Here is a 19,913-nt window from a genome sequence, read left to right on the forward strand (position 1 = left end):
TATGCGGCTTAAAATCAATCATACCACCCGCTATCAATATGACACGCCGCTGGATTACAGCCTACAGCAAGTGCGCTTAACCCCTAAGGATCGCAGCGGGCAAAAAATTATTGATTGGCAAATGACCGTAAGCGGCGGCAAAACAGAATGTAGTTTTGTCGATCAGCATAGCAATCATGTCGATTTAATCAGTATTGATCCCGGCGGCCTTGATTTAACCATCCATTGCGAGGGCGAGGTTGAGGTCACCGACAATGGCGGCGTGGTGGGGCAGCATCAAGGCTTCATGGCACTCTGGAATTTCCGGCGCGAAACGCCCCTAACCAAAACCGGTCCGCATATGGCGAGGCTATTGGCAGAGCTGGGCGATGAGTATGACGGGGATATTGCCAAGGCCCATGCGCTCTCTGCGCTCGTGCTGCAGCATGTGCCCTATATTCTGGGCAAAACCGACGCCCGCACAAGCGCTGAATCTGCCTTACAAATTGGCGGCGGCGTGTGTCAGGATCATGCCCATATTTTCATCGCGGCGATGCGCAAATTGGGCTTTCCGGCGCGTTACGTGTCCGGTTATCTGATGATGAACGACCGCGTGAACCAAGATGCGACGCATGGCTGGGCCGAAGCTTATTTTGACGAAATTGGCTGGATCGGCTTTGACATATCCAATGGTTATTCACCCGATGATCGTTATATTCGCATTGCAACCGGTTTTGATTATAAAGACGCGTCGCCCGTTTCGGGTATGCGCTACGGCGGGTCGTCAGAGAATCTGGTTGTGCAATTGCAAGTTCAGCAATAAGCGCATTGCTGCGGCCTGATTGAGGTCGCTGGGGAAATTAGAATGACATATTGTATAGGGCTCCGCCTCAATAAGGGGTTGGTTTTCATGTCCGACACACGCACCAATGCAGGCGTGGACGATATTGCTCAGGTCAAAAAACTGAACAGCTGGGAAATTCCGGGCGAGCGGGTCATCACGCTATTATCGGCCGGCAATCTAGCCACCACACAAGCGGTCATCAGCCTGCTCGATGAACGCAGCAAGGCACCCGAAGACCGTAGCCCTTCCATTCTGGCTGCGCCATCCATGTTTCAGATCGCCACCATTATCGGTCAAACATTGCGCGAAGTCGTCAAATCCTATGCCGAAGAAGGGCAAGAGGCAAAATCCCCTTTTGGCGCGACGTTGATATTGGGCGGACAGATTAAAGGCAGCGAACCCCGATTGTTCCTGATCTATCCCGAGGGTAATTTTATCGAGGCGGGCCCCGATACCCCATTTTTCCAAAGCGGCGAAACCAAATATGGCCGCCCCATATTGGTCCGCGCTTATGATCCGGCGATGTCCTTCGAAGAAGCCATCAAATTGATGTTGGTATCATTTGATTCAACCATCCGCGCCAATTTGGCCGTGGACCTGCCGCTGGATTTGCAAGTCTATGAAACAGACAGCTACCGGATCAAAACGCAGCAGCGCATCGAAGCGGACGATCCTTATTTTCAGCAGATTTCTGCGGGCTGGGGCAATGCGTTGCGCAGCGCGTTTCAAATGTTGCCGCCATTTACTTTTGCAGCGGATGATTAGGACTCTGATGAGCTGGGCGCAGGGTCAGGACCTGATCTGGGTCTTCAAATGGGTGATAATATCGCTGGCTAAAATGCTATCAAGCTCGCGCCGCCAGCAGACATAGGCGGCATTTTCAATCTCGGCTATTTCCGTGATTTGATATAAATTTCCGTTGGCTATATCTTTCCGGACAAGGCTTGATGGCATGAAACCGTACATCTCATTGTGGATCAGCCATTCTTTGGATAGCACGCCCAGGTCGATGTTCAGGCCAGTCATTGGACGCAGTTTATGGTTGATCGCAATTTCGGGGCTCAGCGTTGGTCCCCAATCAATATGGACATAGCGTCCACGCCAATTGCTGTCCTCTTTCGGTCCGACCAATATTAGGGGGTCGTTAAACAGCAATTCTGAGACGACGTCGCGGCGAAAAACCGGATTATACATGACCGCAATGTCCAGCTTTCCCTCGGCCAAATCCCGGTTGAGGCGCGGCGAAGCCCCAGCGGTTACGTTGAAAGCGATATCAGAAAAGTGCCGCCGTGCATCGGCGAGCCAAGGCAGTAGATAGGCCCGCCAAAGTGCATATTGACCCCCGAAAGAGAGGGAGCGGGTAAATTCATCGGGCAATGAAACATTATGCAGCCCCAATTCCCATGCGCGGACCGTTTGCCGCGCCGCATCCCTGAATTTCGTCCCTGCCGAGGTCAAACGGCATCCACGCCTGTCTCGGTCAAACAGGGTCACGCCCAATCGATGCTCCAATTGCTTTATCCGTTCGGTAACCGAGGACGGGCTGGCGTTAACCGATTGCGCAGCGCCCGCAAAGCTGCCGGTTTCGGCAGCGGCAAGAAATGTTTTCAAGGTCGTAATATCCATTTAATTCGGATATACCGAATTTATTATTCTAACAATCCCGTTTCCTAAAATATATTCCGGCCCCTATATTGGTTTCAACAAACCAATGGAGCCTTATATGAACAAGAAAATCATCCTATCATTGATCACCGCATCAATGGCTTTTGCTACACCGCAATTGGCCGTCGCTCAGCAGGACGAGAGTGCTCCTGCCATTGTTGTCACGGCCAAGCTGCAAAAACAGTGGGACAAGGGCAGTCAGCTGGAGCTGAAGGGGCTAAAGGAGCGAGCAAAAGCCGAAAAAGCATTGGCCGATGCCAATCGTGATGTGATCGCGGCTCAGTCGAAACGCGACAATAGCCGTGCCATCGGCAATAATGCGAAGGATGAGTTTTTGAAACTGACCTCGCCGGTGCCATATTTCGCCGATGCCGATGAAGCGGCACGGTGGGCACGCCAAGTCGATAAGGTCGCGGGCGAATGGGCCAAGCATGATGACCGCCGCTTGGATGGCCGCGCTGATCTCGAAAAGGCTCAGAAAAAGCAAGCGAAAGCCCAGTCTGCATTGGCAAAAGCCCAATCGGATGTCGATCAGGGCAGGTCTTTAAAATTGGATGCCGAACAGCGCAGCCAGATCGGCTCCATCACAAGTTAAATCGTAACTTATAATCCGGTTAGGCAGGAAGCTCTTTGGGTCGTAAGAGCAAGTGCCGGGGAGGAGCGAGCTCTTTGGGAAATGCTTCTCCCCAGATCCGGGCCCAAATGCGGGCCCAAAATGCGGGAAGGTCATTATGCCAAACGAGAGAAAATGCAGCTATATATTCGGCCTACCCTTGGCCATTGCGGCTGCGATGATCCCGATAACGGCAATCGCGCAAACATCCGGAGAGAAGCAGCGCTCGGTTGGAGGGGAAGCAGCCCAAGCAATTGTTCAGCCCCTCGATGATTTAAACCTCAGCAAAGATGATATCCCGCCCGCCTTATTATTGATTCAAGATAATCCCTATTCGATGGACGGGCTCAATAGCTGTTCGATGGTTGCCACTGAAATCGACCGGCTAAATGCCGTATTGGGCCCCGATGTCGACGAGGACGCGAAGAAAACAGGTGTGGCGCAATCCGCGTTGCGCGCGGGGGGTAACTTGCTTGGTAGCTTCATTCCCTTTCGCGGTATCGTGCGCAGACTGTCGGGTGCCAATGCCCATCGGCGTAAAGTCCAAGAGGCGGTTTTTGCAGGCGTCACACGCCGCAGTTTCCTGAAAGGTTATATGGCTTCCAACGACTGCGCCGCATTTCGCGCGGGATATGCCGGGGACAGCAGTGGCGCGGCGGAGGGTTATAGCGCAATGCCGTCGGCGGATGACCGCTATCGTCCGATAGACACCACTCCCCTGCAACCTATAATGGAGATACAGCTACCTGCCTCAAACGATGCGGAGGATAACCCAGAATGATAACGCCCCATCAATTTCAATGAGCGGTTAATGTTACTAGGAGTGGGTGTTTATGCTGCAATGTAATGCCAGGCTCTGCCGTGATGGTTTGGCCGTCGCATAATTTCAACTGAAATAACTGTGTAACCGATTGAATGACACGGTGCGCCACCATATTAGCCATATGCAGGCCAACGCATTTATGCTTGCCAATGCCAAAGGGTATATAACGGCCTTTTGCGCCTTTATCGCTGCCATCATCATGAAAACGGCCAGGGTCAAATTCATCCGGCCGGTCCCATAAATGTGGATGCCGGTGCAGCACATAAGGTGACATTAGCATCATTGATCCGCGCTCAATATGGTAACCGCCAATGTGATCAGGGCCAACCGCGCGCCGTTCCATGATCCAGATAGACGGATAAAGCCGCAGCGTTTCGGCAAATATCTGCGCCGGGGAATAGGGGGCCGCGATGCCGGGCGCAGAGCGGGCTATCAAATAAAATGCCCATGACAAGGCATTGGCGGTTGTTTCATGGCCAGCGAGCAACAACGTCACCGCCGCATCACGCAGCTCGGCATCGGATAGTCGCATATCCCCCTCCGCCTCATGCGCGGTCAAAAGCCGGGCGAGCAAATCATCCTGATTGCCGCCGCTGTCCCGCCTTTCCCGCAATATGGCCAATATGACGCTATCAATTTCAGCCTTTGCCCGTTTGAAGGAGCGGCGGTGAAAATGAGGTGAAATGAAGGAAGGATCAACCGGCGCTTGCAGCCGCCGCCATGTATCGTCCAATATGATGGCCAGCGCATCTTCGATCCGCCGCGCATCGACGCTGCTCGAAAATAGCATTTTTGCGGCAGCACGGATCATCAAATGCAGCATTTCGGCGACGATGTTAACTGGCCGTCCTTCCCGTTCGCATTGCCGCCAGCGGTCCAGCATCAGGTCAAGTTCAACGTCAATCGCGGGCAGGATCGTTTCCAGATATTTGGGCTGGAATACTGGCTGAATCAAGCGGCGTTGCCGCTGCCACGCGGGTTTATTCGCAGATAACAGGCTGTCGCCGCACGTCTCCTTTATCTGCGCGACGCTACGTGTTTTCTTGTCATAGTTGGACGCATTTTTGGCCAGCACATGGTGGATATATTCCGGACTATTCAGCAAATAGGCCCGGAACGGCCCAAACCGCATCCGGGATATATCCCCGTAACGGCTCGCAGTTTCCATCAGGAAGCCTGTGGCATCGGCCTGAAATGCGTGCAAATTACCCCATAGCAATCCGCCTTTTGGACCGGGAGCGGTTCGGCGGGAGGCAGGAGGCGGAGCGGTTGCCATGGCTATTGCGGATAACCCCAATGGTCAAAGCTGCGCCGCCAGCGGTCATAAACCATCGCCTTTTCATCCTCGGTCAGGCGCAGAAAGTCATTTTTCTGATAGCCTTTAATGCCATCCAAATAACGGCGTAACTTGGGTTGATATTCGCCATAACCCGGCAATGCCAATTGCTCGTAAACCGATTTCATCTGCGCTACAGGATCAGCTTCCAGCTCGTCAAAACGCAGCTCACAAAAATGCCCTTTGGGGATTAACGGCAAATCTTCGAAATAGGCATCATACATATTCACTTGGCGCTGCAATATGCCTTCATCAATGCCTGGCAAATTCGGCCTTTGGAGATAGGTATACCATCCGGCGGTGTCGAAAAAATGCCGCTGCGACTGAAACACACGGTAGGGGTCGCGGTGAATATGAACAAAGCGGGCGTCTGGGAACACCTCCAATATTGTGCGGATCCGCGCAGTATGCGGCGGTGATTTGAGCAGCAACGCCCGGTCATCATTCAACGCCAATTTCTGACAGAAATAATATAGCGCGGCTTTCCAGGCCTCCACTTCCTCCCGCTTCGCATCACGGAAGGTCAGATATTTTTCATATTCCGCCTCCCGCCTTGGGAAACTGGTGCCTAAATAAAGCGATTTCAGCGTCATCAAAAGCGGCGCAAATTCATCCTCCTGCGGCGAGGAGAATTTGAGCGCCATATTGTCCATCGGCCGGGTCGGCGGCACCAAAAACGGAAATAGCCGAGTGATCAGATTTTCCGTGGTAAGGAAAGTCAGCGGATTGACCACTTGATAGGTGTTGGCATAATTAAACTGCGCATCATCCTGAGCCAGCAGGTCATGCAGCAATGTCGTGCCGCTGCGCCAATGGCCAAGGATGAATAGCGGGGGCTGTTTGATCTGAACGGCATCAATGGCTTTGCCATATCGGGCCTTCTCCATCGCAGCGGATACGCTGTTCATCATACTGGTCAAGCTAATGAAAGCAGCGCGGTGCCAATAAGGCGCAGATATATGGAAATTATTTTCTGCAAGCACCCGCATCCACGCTCCGAAGGTGATACCGGTCATATAATTATGACCAATACTCCAGCGATGTTTCAGCTTATCCGCCATATCACCCTCCCCCTATTTGACCGGCTGAGAAAAATCTCGGCATATATTTCTTTGCAACAAGGCTTTTTTCATCAATAGTTTCTATCCGTAGCTTTGGCTATGTTGTTTGAATAGGGGTTTAGGGTGTTTGCATGACTTTGCTGCCGGATAATGTGCACCGAATGCTCGCATCGCTGCGGCAGCAATTGGCAGAGCATGGCTTTGTCGGCCGTATGGGTCCGTCGGACGCGCCGCCGCCGCAAAGGATGCCGACCCGGCAATCCGCGAGCGATAAAAGCGTAGAGGCTATCTGGCAAAGACTGCAAGGCGACACACAGGTCAGCGACGCAGACAAAGGCGAATTGGCCGATAGCCTGTCGATCTCAAGGGCGAGCGAATATGCGGCCAATATCGAAAATTATATTGGCACAACCAAATTGCCATTGGGCGTGATTGGACCATTACGCGTCAATGGATTGCACGCGGCAGGCGATTATTTTGTGCCCATGGCAACATCCGAAGCGGCGCTGGTGGCGTCGTATGCGCGCGGAGCGGAAATATGTTCCCGGGCCGGCGGTGTCTCTGCGGCAGTCTTGCGTGAAGGCGTGCTGCGCACTCCGGCTTTCATATTTCCCGATATGCTGACAGCCGGACATTTCATCAATTGGATCGCCGAAAATGAAGACGCGCTGCAGGCCGCAGCACAGGCAACCACGCGGCATGGCAAATTGATCCAGATAGAGCCATTTATGGATGTCGATTTGGTTTTCCTGATGTGCCGTTACACCACGGGCGATGCGGCGGGGCAGAATATGGTAACCGTGGCGACGCAGGCATTGTGCAACTATATCGCCGAACATTGCCCGATCAAACCGCTCCATTGGTTTGTGGAGGCCAATTTTTCGGGCGATAAAAAAGCCAGCTATTTGGGAATGCACAGTGGGCGCGGGCGCAAAGTAACGGCCAGTGTGACATTGCCCGACGATATGATCCGCAAATATCTGCGTGCTGATCCTGATGCGATGATGGCATATGGCCGGGTTGCCGGATTGGGATCAATCTTAAGCGGGCAAATGGGGGCGCAGGCCCATTATGCCAATGCACTCGCCGCGATATATATTGCCACCGGTCAGGATGCCGCCTGTGTGGCCGAATCCTCGGTGGGCTTTACCCGGATGGAACGCCGCGACGGGGGCATATTCTTCTCTGTCACCCTGCCCAATATATTGGTCGGCACCGTGGGCGGCGGCACCGGTTTACCCAGCCAATCGGCGGGCCTTGCTATCATGGGCCTAAAAGGAGCTGGCCATGCGCCGGCCTTGGCTGAGGTGATTGCCAGCGCCTGTATGTGCGGCGAAATATCGATTGTCGCTGCGATTGCGGCTGGTCATTTCACCCATGCCCATCATAAATTGGCCCGGCTTCGTTAATGCAGATCGCGCGGCACCCAAAGGCAGGGGCGGGTTTGGCGGAACGGCTGTGGATTTATCAAGCCGAGCGCTTCCCGCTGTTCAAAACCGGTCTATTGCTGCTGGTTTTTTCTGCTGCCAGTATCAGTATATCGGCCCATTTGGGCGGGCGCCCTTTGCCCGGCTGGCCCGTTTTTGCGTCCGTTTGGGCGGTGACATTCATCCTATTTTTCCAAATGCGCGCCTGTGACGAATGGAAAGATTTGGAGGATGACCGCACATATCGGCCCGAACGACCGATACCCAGCGGGCTGATCTCGCTCCGCTTTGTGATCATTACCGCTATCGCCGCAGCTGGCTTGGCGCTGCTGCTGGCAGGTAATATCTATCCCTTATTACTGCTTCCACTGGCGCTGGTGTGGGTGTGGTTGGCATTGATGACAGCCGAATTTTTCGCACCCAAATGGCTCAAGGCAAGACCGCTTATTTATCTGGTCACCCATATGGCGATTATGCCGCTGATCGATTTGTTCATCACTGCTGCCGAATGGTTGCCGCACGGCAATAGCCCGCCCGCCGGATTATGGCTGTTCCTGGCGCTCAGCTTCACCAATGGCTGCGTCCTCGAAATCGGACGCAAAATCTGGGCTCCGGATAGCGAACGAGAGGGCGTGGAGACTTATTCGGGATTATGGGGCGCAAAGCGGGCGGCCTACATCTGGTGCGGCATTTGCGCGGCGGCTTGGCTGCTGCTGAGCGCGTTGGGATGGGCGGTGGGCGCCCCGCTGCTGATATCTGGATTGGGCTTTATCGCGCTCGCTATCGCGACCATTACAGCGTTGCGCTTCATTCGTGCGCCCAGCCGCGCAGGAGAAAAAGCGATTGAGAATATCGCCGGACTGTGGGTGTTTATCTGTTACGCGGTGGCAGGATTTGCGCCCGCACTGGCAAATTGGGTGGCCGCATAATGATTGTAGATATGAACAATAGCTGCGACATATCACAAACTGGCGGAAAGGCCGCTGCCTTAATGCGGCTGGTCGCATCTGGTTTCGATATACCGGCATTTTTCACATTGCCGCCTGCCTTGTTCCAAAAAAATGTCCTGCCGGAAAATGCTCATTCAGATTTGGTACGCAAGCTGGCTGAAATTGGTCCCGGCCCCTATGCCGCCCGGTCATCGGCGGTGGAAGAGGACGGCGATGCTCACAGCCATGCAGGGCAATTTCTTTCTGTGCTAAACCTGTCCGCACAAGAGGTCCCCGCCGCTGCCGAGCGTGTCTATAAAAGCGGGCTGCAAGATAGCGTGCAAGGTTACCGTGCCACGAGGGGTCTAACCGGCGAAGGCGGCGGCACGGCGGTATTGGTGCAGCAAATGGTGGATGCCCGAGCAGCGGGCGTCGCCTTCACCGCCGATCCAGTATCGGGACGGCGCGACCGCATTGTTATCTCAGCAATAGCAGGCCTTGGCGACCGGTTGGTCGGCGGCGAGGAGGATGGTGAAACCTATATCATCAGCGATTCCGGTAAGCTCATCGACGGCGATGTAACCAGGGGCGTGTTGTCGCAGCAAGACATCTGCGCGCTTCACAAGCTCGCCATAGAGGTGCAGCAAGCCTGCGGCGGTCCGCAGGATATCGAATGGGCATTTGAAGGAGATCGCCTCTATCTGCTGCAAGCGCGTCCCATTACCACGCCCTTACTCCCGCCGGTGAATGCGGACACCGCACTGACCATTTTTGATAATAGCAATATCGTTGAATCCTATCCCGGCATGGTGTCGCCGCTGACATATTCTTTCGCTCAATATGCCTATGCCCGCGTGTATCGGGCATTCCTGTCGCTGCTGGGAGTGGGTGAGGCAAAAATCGCCCATAATGCCGCCGTATTTGATAATATGCTCGGGCGGATTGATGGCCGGGTTTATTATAATCTCGTCAATTGGTACCGCGCGCTGGCGCTGCTGCCGGGATTTTCGATCAACCGCAGCCATATGGAAACGATGATGGGGGTGAGCGAGCCCCTGCCCGCCGAGGTGGTCGACAATATTGGCCCGCCGCCTGCAAAAGGCGCGGCATTGTGGGCCGAATGGCTGCGGGTCACGCGGTCGGGCTTCAAGCTTGCTTTTGAAGCATTTCGCCTGAACCGGACCAAGGCAGATTTTTACAGGCGGCTCAATGCGGCCCTCGCTATTCCCGCCAGCGAGATTGAAGCTATGCCGCTGACCGGGCTGGCAAAGGAATATCGGCGGATAGAGGCCGATTTACTTGACCGGTGGGATGCGCCGCTGATCAATGATTTTCTATGCATGATGGCCTTTGGCGGGTCGCGCAAAATGCTGGAAAAATGGGGCGGGCCGCTTGGGCTTGAGGTGCATAATGACATTATGATCGGTCAAGGCGACATTATCTCGGCCGAACCGGCACAGCGTATCCGCCGGATGGGCGCGATGCTGTCTGACCATCCCGAATTAAAGGCACAAATGGCAAGTGGCAGCGGCGTGGATATCGCAACCCATCCTGAACTAGCCGCTGAAATTGCATCCTATCTGGCAAAATTCGCCGACCGCTGCACAGAGGAGTTGAAGCTGGAATCGGTAACGCTCGACCGTGATCCTACCCCGCTCTACCGCGCTATAGCAGCAGGCGGCGGCGGGCATAAGGAAAGCGCGGATCAAAGCGGTGCGCTGAAACAATTGCTGCGCGGGAAACCCGTGCGGCATATGATTGCGCGTGTGATAATGCGCTGGGCCAAGGCGCGGGTGCGCGACCGCGAAAATCTGCGCTTTGAACGCACACGGATATTCGGACGGGCGCGGCTGGTGTTTCGGACCATAGGCGCGCAATTTGCTGCGCAGGGGGTGATCGCCGACCGCGAAGATATTTTCCTGCTAAGCGTGCAGGAAATTTTGGGCGCGATTGAAGGATTTGGGCTGGATAGCGATTTGCGCGGCCTGATCGAACTGCGCCGTGCGCATATGGCGCAGGCCGCAAAACGCCCCGACCCAGACGAACGGATTGAAATCAGGGGTGCGATTTTTGCTGACTTGGCCGCGCTGGTCCCCGCGCCTGTCATCCGCAATAATGATGAATTGATCCGCAGCGGCACGGGGTGCAGCGCCGGAACAGTGACCGCAACAGCCCGGATCATCCGCGATCCCAGGACGCAGGCATTGGCCAAAGGCGACATATTGGTCGCTCGCCATACCGATCCCGGCTGGATTGCGGTATTCGCCAACGCGTCGGCCATCGTTGTGGAGCGCGGCAGCCTGCTGTCCCATTCGGCGATTGTGGCACGCGAGCTTGGCATACCCTGCGTTGTCGGCATGAAGGACGCGATGAATTGGATCAAAGATGGTGAAACGATTGAGGTGGACGGCGGCAATGGCCGGGTTCGGAGGATAATATGAGCACTGCCACGCCGCAAGCTACCCCGAAAGCCTTCCCACAGGCCGCAATCGCCGCCCGCGCCAATTTTGATGCGATCCGCTATGCGCAGCTATGGGAGGATGCCGATGTACTGACCAGCGCCTTGGGCAATCGGCAAGGTCAGACATTGGTGTCGATATGTTCGGCGGGGGACAATGCGCTTGCCATGCTGCTGCTCGATCCAGCGAAACTGGTAGCGATTGATTTGTCACCGGCCCAAATTGCTTGCCTGCAAATCCGCATCGCCGCCTATCGCAGCCTGTCACATGATGAATTTCTGGAGCTGATGGGAGCAAGGCCATCGGCACAGCGCGGGATTTTGTTGGACCGCGCGGCGGCTCTATTGGACGCCGATATCGCAGAATTTTGGCAGCATAGGCGCGATGATGTCATCGCTTACGGGCTGGGTGGAACCGGGAAATTTGAACGCTATTTCCGGGTGTTTCGCAAATGGATGTTGCCGCTCGCGCAGTCGCGCAGCACGATTGATGAGGTATTTCGGTCCAAACCCTATGAGCAGCGCAAGGCGTTTTTTGAAAGCCGTTGGAATAATATCCGCTGGAAATGGCTGCTCAAATTTTTCTTCTCCAATTTCGTCATGGGCCGGCTTGGCCGTGATCCGGCCTTTTTTGACCATGTCGAAGGTTCGCTCGCCGATCATGTTGCCAGCCGTCTGTATCATGCCGGAGTGGATTTGGACCCAGCTGGCAATCCGTATCTCCATTATATATTGAAGGGGATACAGGGCGAAGCGCTGCCCTTGGCATGGCGCGCCGAGCATTATGAAACGATACGCAGCCGTCTGGACCGGCTGGATCTGCGCTGCGGATCGCTGGAAGCCTTTGTGACCACGGGCGAGAAAGCCGACGGCTTCAACCTGTCGGATATTTTCGAGTATATGGACGCATCGGTTTTCGAAAGCGTCTATGGATCCATCGTGAAAGCCGCCAATCCGGGCGCTAGGCTGGTCTATTGGAATATGATGGTACCGCGCCGTGTTCCAGCCAAATTTTCAACTCAGATAGCGCCGCAAAGCGATTTGGAAATGGAAGGGAAAAAAGCGGACAAAGCCTTTTTCTATTCCGATTTCGTGGTTGAGGATGTGCTTTGACAGACAAGTGGTTGATTATCAATCCATGGGAAATCGCGCTCGTCCCTGTTGTCATTGCCGCGATATTGGGATTGATGGCATCGGTGCGTTTTTGTGCTGGCCGGTTTGGCATAGCCCCTGAATTGCAGCGCAAGATTATCCATGTTGCGGTGGGGGCATCGTCTTTATTTTTTCCGTTGATCTTCTCCAGCCCTTTGCCGGTCTTCATCCTGATCGCCTGCGCATTGGCAGTGATGTTCAAATTGCGCGGGAAAAAAGCGCGGGCAAGCGGCGGTATGGGTTCGGTGCTGCATCAAGTGGACAGGCCCTCCTATGGCGAAATATATCTCGCTTTGTCTGTCGCTTTTCTATTTTTCCGTCTCGATGGGCAAGCGGTGCTATATGTCCTGCCGCTGTTGGTGGTGACGCTTTCTGACACGGCATCCGCGCTGATCGGCACCGCATATGGCCGGATGCGTTTTGCGGTTCCCGATGGAACCAAAAGCATCGAAGGCGTTATTGCCTTTTTCGTGGTGACATGGATTTGCGGCATGATTCTGCTGCTGCTGATGAGTGATACGGGGCGGATGAATGTCATCATCCTGTCATTCTTAATCGCCGCATTTTGCGCGACGCTGGAAGCCGATAGCTGGCGCGGGCTGGATAATTTGCTGGTGCCGGTGGGCGCGCATTTGTTGTTGGAACGGCATTTATATACAGGTCCAGAGATATTGCTCGGCATTGCGGCGATCTTCACTGTTGCCGTGTTGATCGCGGTTAACTGTGCAAAATATGTTGGCCTGACCAAACATGCGGTGCGCTCTTATGCGGTTATGCTGTTTTTGCTCGTCACCTTCACCAATGGCATTAACGCTATCCTGCCCGCAGCAGCGATATTGGCGCATATTTATGTGCGCAAATATAATCCAGGGCGCAGCCGCACGCCGGAACTTGATTTCCTTGCGGCGGGCACTGCCTGCGGTTTGATCTGGTTGCTGATCGGCGAAGCATTGGGGCAGACCACCATTACCTTTTTCAACCTCAGCTTTGCGGGCGTCGCGATGATTTTCGTAACGCTGGCTGCCCGGCGGGACGGTGCATCCTGGTGGGCGCATATCTCCGTGTTGCCGGTGGCCGCGCTGCTCTTTGGCATTTGCGCGGGCATTGCCTATTTCACGCCTGCCCATGCCTTTTGGTACGGCGGCGCTATTCCCCCCATAGCGGTCAGCATTGGCCTATGCATGGCCGCCGCCTTTATCCGCCCACGCTGGTTCACCGATTGGCGCAGCCCCAAGGCGTTTGGCGTTGCCTTTTTGGTGCCCACAATTTTACTGGTTGCTGATGGAGTGATGTTATGAGTGATTTTGAAACCGTATCGTCCGGCGATGCCGAGGCCAAATTTTATCGGCGCAGTCCAGCATGGCAGGATACGAAAACTGCGGCCGTTGGCGGCATTAAATTCGGATCATCGCAGGCGGGTAGCGCGCTGCTGGAACAAATTTGCATAGCGGCGAAGGCAGAGGGTTTTGAGGCGCTGTTGGGGCCGCTCGACGGCGATACATGGCATAGCTACCGCCTTGTTTTTGACAGCGATGGATCACCGCCTTTCATGATGGAGCCAGTCAGCGGCGCCCATGACCTGACGGCTTTTACCGCCGCCGGTTTTGCCCCCGTTTCGCATTATATGTCCGCCAAAGCGCGCCTGACCGATACATTAGGTGACACGCCAGTGCCTGTGCCAACGGGTATCCATATCGAAGCATGGGACGGACAGGACGGGGAGAAGCTGATCCGATATCTGTTTGAAATGTCGACGGGCAGCTTTGCACAAAATCTGTTTTTCACGCCCATTGATTTCGAAAGCTTCCTTGGCATTTATACGCCGCTCCTGCCATTCATTAACAAGGATCATGTGCTGTTTGCCCGCGATACGGCAGGGGACATTCAGGGCTTTTTATTCGGCACGCCCAATTATCTGGCGCAAGGAGACGAAAAAAGCTGCATCCTCAAAACCTATGCCAGCGCCATTCCCGGTATCGGCCATTTGCTCGCCGATAGCTATCACCGCCGCGCGATTGATATGGGCTTCACTCATGTCATCCATGCGTTAATGCATGAGGATAACAAATCCCGCTGGGCGAGCGAGAAGCACCGCGCTCACATATTCCGCCGCTATGCGCTGATGGGCCGGAAGTTATAAAGGCCTCCATATGAACCTGCTTTCCAAATTTCTGGATATAGCCGAAAAACGTCGCGATGTGATTGCGGTCATATCGGGCGATGGACAAAGGATCAGCTATGGCGAACTCGCCGAAAGGTCGGCGCAGCATGCCGCTTATTGGCAAGGCAAGGGTATACGCAAAGGCGACCGGGTGCTGCTCGCTATGCCAGTCGGCATTGATCTGTACGCGGCGATAGCGGGATTGTGGCGGCTTGGTGCGGTGATTGTTTTTCCGGAACCTGCCATGGGGTTAAAGGGCCTGCGCCATGCGGTGCGCATCGCCGAGCCGCAAGCGGTCCTGACCTCCGGTATCTATCGTATCTTAAACATCATTATCCCCGGCTTGTGGCGGGTGAAACATAAACTACGCCTTGGCATGGGAACGGGGGCTCCAATATGCGAACAGGTGGTGAGCGACCATCCTGCTCTCATCTCCTTCACCAGCGGATCGACCGGCAATCCCAAAGCCATCGTGCGCAGCCACGCCTTTTTGATGGCGCAAAATGATTGCGTTTCACAAATGCTCGCGTCGGACAAAGATAATGAAATTGACCTTGTCGCCTTTCCGGTTTTTGTCATCGCCAATTTGGGCAGCGGCGTGACATCGGTGCTGCCCGACTGGAAACTCAGCCAGCATGACCTCGCCGATGCGTCCGCCATTTGCCGTTTGATTGCGCGGGAGAATATCAGCCGCGCTCTGGTCCCGCCGTCAATTTGTGAGATATTGGCAAGGCATAACACTGGTCCCGGATTACAGGCGATATTCACCGGCGGCGGGCCGATATTCCCCGACCTGATGCGCCGGATGATGGCCGCCATGCCCGGTACCCGCATCATGGCGGTGTACGGGTCAACCGAGGCCGAACCAATATCACATTTGATGCTGGAGGATATGAGCGCTGCGGATTGGGCAGAGATGGAAAATGGGGGCGGCTTGCTAGCTGGAACGCCGGTTCCGGAAACCGCCGTGCGGATTATCGACGACGAAATTGTCGTGACCGGCGACCATGTCAATAAAGGCTATTTGGACGGCGTCGGCGATGCAGAAAATAAAGTCGCGATGGATGGAGACATCTGGCACCGCACCGGCGATGCTGGACGGTTTGATGCGCAAGGGCGGCTGTGGCTGCGCGGCCGATGGTCGGCAAAGGCGGGCGCCTATTATCCCTTCGAGTTGGAGGTCGCAGCGCGCAGTTGGGACGGCGTAACGGCCGCAGCGTTAATCCCCAGCCGCCAGCCGGCTACCCTCGCTATTTCCGGCAAAGAACCGAGCCCCGGCTATTGGCAGGCAAAAGCCGCTGCGTTGGGAGATATTATCGTCACCGCGATGGCCGAGATTCCGATGGATCGCCGCCACCGGTCAAAGGTTGATTATGCCGCGCTCAACGACCAGCTGAAGCGGTAGCTACCCGGCCCGACACGGTAAGGCGGCAGAATATCGGGGCCGCAAGCTCCCGTCCCCATACCGCGCAAGCCGGCGTCGATATGAACCTCCACCGTATCGCGCCGCACCAGATCGGCCAGAGTCATCGCGCAGGCCAAATCGGTATCATGATGATGCCGCGCGGCAAAGCTGAGCGGGCGCGGCAAGCCAATTGCTAGGCCCATTCCATCCTCCCTGCGCAGCGTAAAGGCCCGCGTGGCATGATGCGCGCCATGTTCCTGCGGCAGGCAGTAGGGATGATATTGCGCGTCTATGCTGCTACTCCATCGGCCCAGTAGCTGCGCCCCATGCCGGTCATTATAGCTTTCGTCAGGACCAAGACCGGTCCATGATAATTGTTCAAAACCTGCTGGAACCGTAAAACGGATACCGGCGCGGGGATTGTCTTTCCATTCACCGGGCAGGATAATTTCTTCGTCAACCCGGGCGCTGTCCCCTGCCAATATCCAACGCGACCGGTGAATAGCTTTCGGTCCATTCTCATGCGCCCAGTGGCGTTCAAACAAAAGCTGCGTCTCGCCGTCGGTATGCGCCATTTGGCTCCATGCGTCCTGCATAGTCAGCCGGTCCAGACCCCACTGCTGCCATTCGGTTAAGCGGCTGGGCATCACCCCTTCTTCCAGTGTTTGTATCCCATCATTGTCAGTCGGCGCGCGGTATAGGCAGGCGGTCACATCGCCTTCGATGACCGGCTCTCCCGCCAGCGTCACTGCGCCGATCATGCCGCGGTTATCGAGCGTCACTGTGATCGCTCCTGCCGTAATCTTCTTTCCAGCCAGATCATGGGAAACGGAAATAGCAGGCAGCGGCATGGGCGGCGGCGCAAAGGCAAAATCCGAAATCGCCATCTGTTCCCATGCCAACATATGCCCGGCCTCGGCCCAGCTATTGTCTTGCTTCAACTGCCATTGCACCGTCAGATGATATTCATTCTGCTGATCTGGAACCGTCTGCATCGGGACAGTGATATCAGCGGTAGCGCCGGGCGCTATATCGCAATCCATCTCTCCGCGTTCGACCGTTTCGCCGTCCTTTTGCACCGACCATGTCAACGCCATGCCCGCGGTCGAGGTGAAATTCTGACGGTTATGAAGCCGCACTTGCCCCGCGCCGAGCCATTTGGCAGTCACCGGCCGCGCCGCCCACATATATTCGCGCAGTCCCGGATGCGGGGTCAGGTCAGGCCCGACCAGCCCATCGCAGCAGAAATTGCCGTCATGCCGCTCTTCGCCAAAATGCCCACCATAGCCCCAGTAAAAGCGGCCCTCGCTATCGGTTTCGGCAAGCCCGTGGTCGCGCCATTCCCAAATAAACCCGCCGCCCAATGCAGGCTCGGCGAAGAATGCATCGACATATTCGGTGATCGAACCGTTGCTGTTGCCCATCGCGTGCGAATATTCACACATGATCAGCGGCCGGTCATCGAGCTTCGTCTCCTCGGCCCACCGCGCCCAATTTACGATCAGGTCAATGGGCGGATACATCGGGCAGACAATATCGGTGGTGTTGCGCTCGCTACGATCCGGCGCCTGACGCGACAGGCTGCCCGGGTCGCTCCAAAAGGAAATGAAGCGGTCCATGACCGCCCCTTCATATTGCACAAAGCGGCTCTGGTCGAGCCTGCGGGCCAGCGCTGCCGCCCCGTCATGCGCTGGACCGTGCCCTGCCTCATTACCCAATGACCAGCCGATGATCGCGGGATGGTTACGGTCACGCATAATCATCCGCTGCGTCCGTTCCATGATCGGCCATTGATAGCGCGGATCATTGGCCACGGCCCGGGCGCGGGCATGACATTCGACATTCGCCTCCCCAATCACATATAGGCCAAGCTCATCCGCCAGATCGAGCAACCTATGGTCATTGGGATAATGAGCGGTGCGCACGGCATTGATATTATGCCGTTTCATCATCACCAAATCGGCGCGCATATCCTCTATGCTGCAGGTCTTGCCATTGACTTCATGATGATCGTGGCGGTTAACGCCAATGATGATGACAGGCCGCCCGTTGATCAGCAGGCGGCGGTCTTTTACCTCAATCCGGCGAAACCCGGTCCAGCTTTCATGGCTTTCGGCAACCGTGCCAGCGGTATCTACTAACTCTGTCACCAGCCGGTAACGCGCCGGATTTTCGGCGGACCAGAGCGCGGCATCATCAACCACCGCATTCAGCTGCGCCTCATGCCCTGGATAGCTATAGGTGGTCAGCAGCTGCTCCATCAAGCCGCCATCATGGGCAAATGTGGCGGGCGGCACGGCGGCCATGGTGGCGGCCAGATTACCCTGCGCATCATAAAGCCGCGCCTGCACCTGATATCCTTCAAACGCCCCGGTCACCTTTGCCCGAATGGATAGTGCGCCTTGGCCGGTAGCGGGGTCATAATCCGCGATAACGGTCAGGTCATCGATCCGCGTCTTGGCCCGCGCTTCAATATGGATGCTGCGATGCAGGCCGCCATGCCGCCAATGGTCCTGATCCTCAATCCATGTGGCATCTGACCATTTCACCACCATGATCGCCAACTTGTTTATTCCCGCCTGCATATGCGGTGTCAGGTCAAATTCAGACGGCAGGCGGCTGTCCTTGCCCATGCCGATAAAGCTGCCATTGCACCAGATGAGCGCCATACTTTCAAAGCCGCCGATATGCAGGATGATGTCGCGGCCATCCCAGGCGGTGTCCCAGGTAAAGTCACGGCGATATAGCCCGGTGGGATTATGATCCGGCACGCCGCCCGGTTCATGTGGGTCGGCAAATGGCATCCGCACGTTGCTGTAAATCGGTTTGTCGAATGTGCCCTGCCGCGTCCATACACCGGGCACAGTGATGTCGCGCCAACCGTCGCTCTGCCCATCTGCATTGTGCCAGTCGTCACCGGCCTGATCCGGGTTGGTCAACAAGGTGAAGCGCCAAATACCGTCTAGGTCCAAACAAAATTTACCGCCATCGGCACGCAGCGGCACACGGGAAGGCAACCGGTTTATCGCGGTCGTTTCTGGACGGGTCAGATATTCAATGGGCAAGGGTAACATCATGCAATGGCTTTCAGTATATGCCGGTGGATGCTGCGATACGGCGTGTCTGCAAAGGCATCAAGCGCAGTTTTGCAAAGCCCAGTTTTGCAATGCCTGTCTGAAAAAAATTTTGACATTGTTATGACAAGGATGTCATTTTATTCATCCTATAGTCAGGCAAAAAAGACGATAGAGATAAATGGGACGAGGCAAGTGTAAATAGCGGCGGCACCGCTGTGCATTCATGCGCTACACAGACTTTAACCATAGCCGACTGGGCCGAAAAAAGCCCAGCGCGTTGTTCAAAATTAAGAGTCGCAAATAACAGGGAAGAATCATGTTACATAAAACCAAATTATTGGGCTTGGGCGCATTGTTATTGGCATCCAGCCCGTTGATCGCCGCACAGCATAGCAATCCGGTATTGCAAGCCATTGACGATGCTTTGCCCGGTGATTTGATCAATGACCCGACCGTCATTGACTGGGTATTTTATGGCAATAGCAAAAAACCAAAACAGGTTGAGGCCCCCGAAACACCCGGGAAATTTGCCATGCAAATGCAGGTGACCAAAAAAGGTGCGAATAAATATGATATGGGCATCAATATCCCGTTGATGAGCGATATTAAAACCGGCCATGTCATTAATGTTGCCTTTTGGGCGCGGGTTACCAAAGCCGAAACCGAAGATGGCAAAGGTGATTTGCGGCTGCGGATTAACGAGAATAAAGAACCCTATCCCGGTTTTGGCGAGGCCGATGTGAAACTAGGCAACGAATGGTATCTGCATGAAGTCCAGATGCGCGCCAATCGCGACATTGCCAAGAAAGACGCGGTGGTCGGTTTCCAACTGGCCGGCGCGAAACAGACTGTCGAAATCGGACAGGTTTATGTGCTGGATCTCGGCGCAAAATAAGATTCCGTAATAGGAAGCTAATCCCATTTTTGCGGGCCATGATGGCAAAGGTCATGGCCCGCAAAGCTATCCGCTTGACCTGTTCTGA

16 protein-coding genes are annotated in these 19,913 nt (G+C 55.2%); 12 read left to right on the forward strand and 4 right to left on the reverse strand.

Annotated features, from left to right (window positions below; genetic code table 11):
• Nucleotide 1 precedes the first annotated feature (1 nt).
• Both ACFOWX_RS12355 and ACFOWX_RS12360 read left to right on the forward strand, forming a co-directional pair.
• Nucleotides 2-802: a transglutaminase family protein gene (locus tag ACFOWX_RS12355; RefSeq protein WP_381424544.1), complete on the forward strand. Its 801-nt coding sequence runs from the start codon at nucleotides 2-4 to the stop codon at nucleotides 800-802.
• A gap of 42 nt (nucleotides 803-844) precedes the next feature.
• Complete coding sequence (locus ACFOWX_RS12360; protein WP_381424546.1) at nucleotides 845-1,588, forward strand: peptidase; 744 nt, start codon at nucleotides 845-847, stop codon at nucleotides 1,586-1,588.
• A 24-nt stretch (nucleotides 1,589-1,612) separates the two neighbouring features.
• On the opposite strand, the gene ACFOWX_RS12365 is transcribed toward ACFOWX_RS12360, so the two are convergent.
• On the reverse strand, nucleotides 1,613-2,434 hold the full coding sequence (locus tag ACFOWX_RS12365) for a LysR family transcriptional regulator (RefSeq protein ID WP_381424549.1): 822 nt from the start codon (nucleotides 2,432-2,434) through the stop codon (nucleotides 1,613-1,615).
• 112 nt (nucleotides 2,435-2,546) lie between these two features.
• Between ACFOWX_RS12365 and ACFOWX_RS12370 the strand changes: the two genes are divergently transcribed.
• Both ACFOWX_RS12370 and ACFOWX_RS12375 read left to right on the forward strand, forming a co-directional pair.
• Nucleotides 2,547-3,083: a hypothetical protein gene (locus ACFOWX_RS12370; RefSeq protein ID WP_381424551.1), complete on the forward strand. Its 537-nt coding sequence runs from the start codon at nucleotides 2,547-2,549 to the stop codon at nucleotides 3,081-3,083.
• 136 nt (nucleotides 3,084-3,219) lie between these two features.
• A complete protein-coding gene (locus ACFOWX_RS12375) occupies nucleotides 3,220-3,882 on the forward strand; it encodes a hypothetical protein (protein ID WP_381424553.1) in 663 nt (220 codons plus the stop codon).
• Nucleotides 3,883-3,898: 16 nt separating this feature from the next.
• On the opposite strand, the gene ACFOWX_RS12380 is transcribed toward ACFOWX_RS12375, so the two are convergent.
• Nucleotides 3,899-5,200: a cytochrome P450 gene (locus ACFOWX_RS12380; RefSeq protein WP_381424556.1), complete on the reverse strand. Its 1,302-nt coding sequence runs from the start codon at nucleotides 5,198-5,200 to the stop codon at nucleotides 3,899-3,901.
• 2 nt (nucleotides 5,201-5,202) lie between these two features.
• Nucleotides 5,203-6,321, reverse strand: a complete 1,119-nt coding sequence (locus ACFOWX_RS12385; RefSeq protein WP_381424558.1) for a sulfotransferase family protein — start codon at nucleotides 6,319-6,321, stop codon at nucleotides 5,203-5,205.
• A 131-nt stretch (nucleotides 6,322-6,452) separates the two neighbouring features.
• Between ACFOWX_RS12385 and ACFOWX_RS12390 the strand changes: the two genes are divergently transcribed.
• From ACFOWX_RS12390 to ACFOWX_RS12420, 7 genes are read left to right on the forward strand one after another with little or no spacing between them, the layout of a single operon-like run.
• On the forward strand, nucleotides 6,453-7,730 hold the full coding sequence (locus tag ACFOWX_RS12390; RefSeq protein WP_381424559.1) for a hydroxymethylglutaryl-CoA reductase: 1,278 nt from the start codon (nucleotides 6,453-6,455) through the stop codon (nucleotides 7,728-7,730).
• Nucleotides 7,730-8,677 (forward strand): UbiA family prenyltransferase, encoded by a 948-nt coding sequence (locus ACFOWX_RS12395; RefSeq protein ID WP_381424561.1) that lies wholly within the window; start codon nucleotides 7,730-7,732, stop codon nucleotides 8,675-8,677. The genes ACFOWX_RS12390 and ACFOWX_RS12395 overlap by 1 nt, the downstream gene beginning before the upstream one ends.
• 11 nt (nucleotides 8,678-8,688) lie before the next feature.
• The gene (locus ACFOWX_RS12400) at nucleotides 8,689-11,118 is read left to right on the forward strand and encodes a PEP/pyruvate-binding domain-containing protein (protein WP_381424563.1); all 2,430 of its coding nucleotides are present in this window, start codon (nucleotides 8,689-8,691) and stop codon (nucleotides 11,116-11,118) included.
• The gene (locus ACFOWX_RS12405) at nucleotides 11,115-12,248 is read left to right on the forward strand and encodes a DUF3419 family protein (RefSeq protein ID WP_381424564.1); all 1,134 of its coding nucleotides are present in this window, start codon (nucleotides 11,115-11,117) and stop codon (nucleotides 12,246-12,248) included. The genes ACFOWX_RS12400 and ACFOWX_RS12405 overlap by 4 nt, the downstream gene beginning before the upstream one ends.
• Nucleotides 12,245-13,585: a diacylglycerol/polyprenol kinase family protein gene (locus ACFOWX_RS12410; protein WP_381424566.1), complete on the forward strand. Its 1,341-nt coding sequence runs from the start codon at nucleotides 12,245-12,247 to the stop codon at nucleotides 13,583-13,585. The genes ACFOWX_RS12405 and ACFOWX_RS12410 overlap by 4 nt, the downstream gene beginning before the upstream one ends.
• The gene (locus tag ACFOWX_RS12415; protein WP_381424568.1) at nucleotides 13,582-14,427 is read left to right on the forward strand and encodes a hypothetical protein; all 846 of its coding nucleotides are present in this window, start codon (nucleotides 13,582-13,584) and stop codon (nucleotides 14,425-14,427) included. The genes ACFOWX_RS12410 and ACFOWX_RS12415 overlap by 4 nt, the downstream gene beginning before the upstream one ends.
• Before the next feature lie 10 nt (nucleotides 14,428-14,437).
• Complete coding sequence (locus ACFOWX_RS12420) at nucleotides 14,438-15,853, forward strand: AMP-binding protein (protein WP_381424570.1); 1,416 nt, start codon at nucleotides 14,438-14,440, stop codon at nucleotides 15,851-15,853.
• Here the strand turns inward: ACFOWX_RS12420 and ACFOWX_RS12425 are convergent.
• Nucleotides 15,820-18,930: a glycoside hydrolase family 2 TIM barrel-domain containing protein gene (locus ACFOWX_RS12425; RefSeq protein ID WP_381424572.1), complete on the reverse strand. Its 3,111-nt coding sequence runs from the start codon at nucleotides 18,928-18,930 to the stop codon at nucleotides 15,820-15,822. The two genes, ACFOWX_RS12420 and ACFOWX_RS12425, sit on opposite strands and share 34 nt — an antisense overlap.
• A gap of 316 nt (nucleotides 18,931-19,246) precedes the next feature.
• Here ACFOWX_RS12425 and ACFOWX_RS12430 point away from each other — a divergent pair, with 316 nt between their 5' ends.
• Complete coding sequence (locus ACFOWX_RS12430) at nucleotides 19,247-19,825, forward strand: hypothetical protein (protein WP_381424574.1); 579 nt, start codon at nucleotides 19,247-19,249, stop codon at nucleotides 19,823-19,825.
• Nucleotides 19,826-19,913: the final 88 nt, after the last annotated feature.

Source organism: Sphingorhabdus arenilitoris (genome assembly GCF_042651485.1).
In the GTDB taxonomy this organism is placed as follows: Bacteria; Pseudomonadota; Alphaproteobacteria; order Sphingomonadales; family Sphingomonadaceae; genus Sphingorhabdus_B; species Sphingorhabdus_B arenilitoris.

Excerpts from the sequence above, each read along its gene's own strand:
- ACFOWX_RS12380 (WP_381424556.1), bottom strand. The coding sequence starts at position 5,200 with ATGGCAACCGCTCCGCCTCCTGCCTCCCGCCGAACCGCTCCCGGTCCA.
- ACFOWX_RS12390 (WP_381424559.1), top strand. The coding sequence starts at position 6,453 with ATGACTTTGCTGCCGGATAATGTGCACCGAATGCTCGCATCGCTGCGG.
- ACFOWX_RS12355 (WP_381424544.1), top strand. The coding sequence starts at position 2 with ATGCGGCTTAAAATCAATCATACCACCCGCTATCAATATGACACGCCG.
- ACFOWX_RS12360 (WP_381424546.1), top strand. The coding sequence starts at position 845 with ATGACATATTGTATAGGGCTCCGCCTCAATAAGGGGTTGGTTTTCATG.
- ACFOWX_RS12375 (WP_381424553.1), top strand. The coding sequence starts at position 3,220 with ATGCCAAACGAGAGAAAATGCAGCTATATATTCGGCCTACCCTTGGCC.
- ACFOWX_RS12430 (WP_381424574.1), top strand. The coding sequence starts at position 19,247 with ATGTTACATAAAACCAAATTATTGGGCTTGGGCGCATTGTTATTGGCA.
- ACFOWX_RS12415 (WP_381424568.1), top strand. The coding sequence starts at position 13,582 with ATGAGTGATTTTGAAACCGTATCGTCCGGCGATGCCGAGGCCAAATTT.
- ACFOWX_RS12400 (WP_381424563.1), top strand. The coding sequence starts at position 8,689 with ATGAACAATAGCTGCGACATATCACAAACTGGCGGAAAGGCCGCTGCC.
- ACFOWX_RS12370 (WP_381424551.1), top strand. The coding sequence starts at position 2,547 with ATGAACAAGAAAATCATCCTATCATTGATCACCGCATCAATGGCTTTT.
- ACFOWX_RS12405 (WP_381424564.1), top strand. The coding sequence starts at position 11,115 with ATGAGCACTGCCACGCCGCAAGCTACCCCGAAAGCCTTCCCACAGGCC.
- ACFOWX_RS12425 (WP_381424572.1), bottom strand. The coding sequence starts at position 18,930 with ATGATGTTACCCTTGCCCATTGAATATCTGACCCGTCCAGAAACGACC.
- ACFOWX_RS12395 (WP_381424561.1), top strand. The coding sequence starts at position 7,730 with ATGCAGATCGCGCGGCACCCAAAGGCAGGGGCGGGTTTGGCGGAACGG.
- ACFOWX_RS12420 (WP_381424570.1), top strand. The coding sequence starts at position 14,438 with ATGAACCTGCTTTCCAAATTTCTGGATATAGCCGAAAAACGTCGCGAT.
- ACFOWX_RS12385 (WP_381424558.1), bottom strand. The coding sequence starts at position 6,321 with ATGGCGGATAAGCTGAAACATCGCTGGAGTATTGGTCATAATTATATG.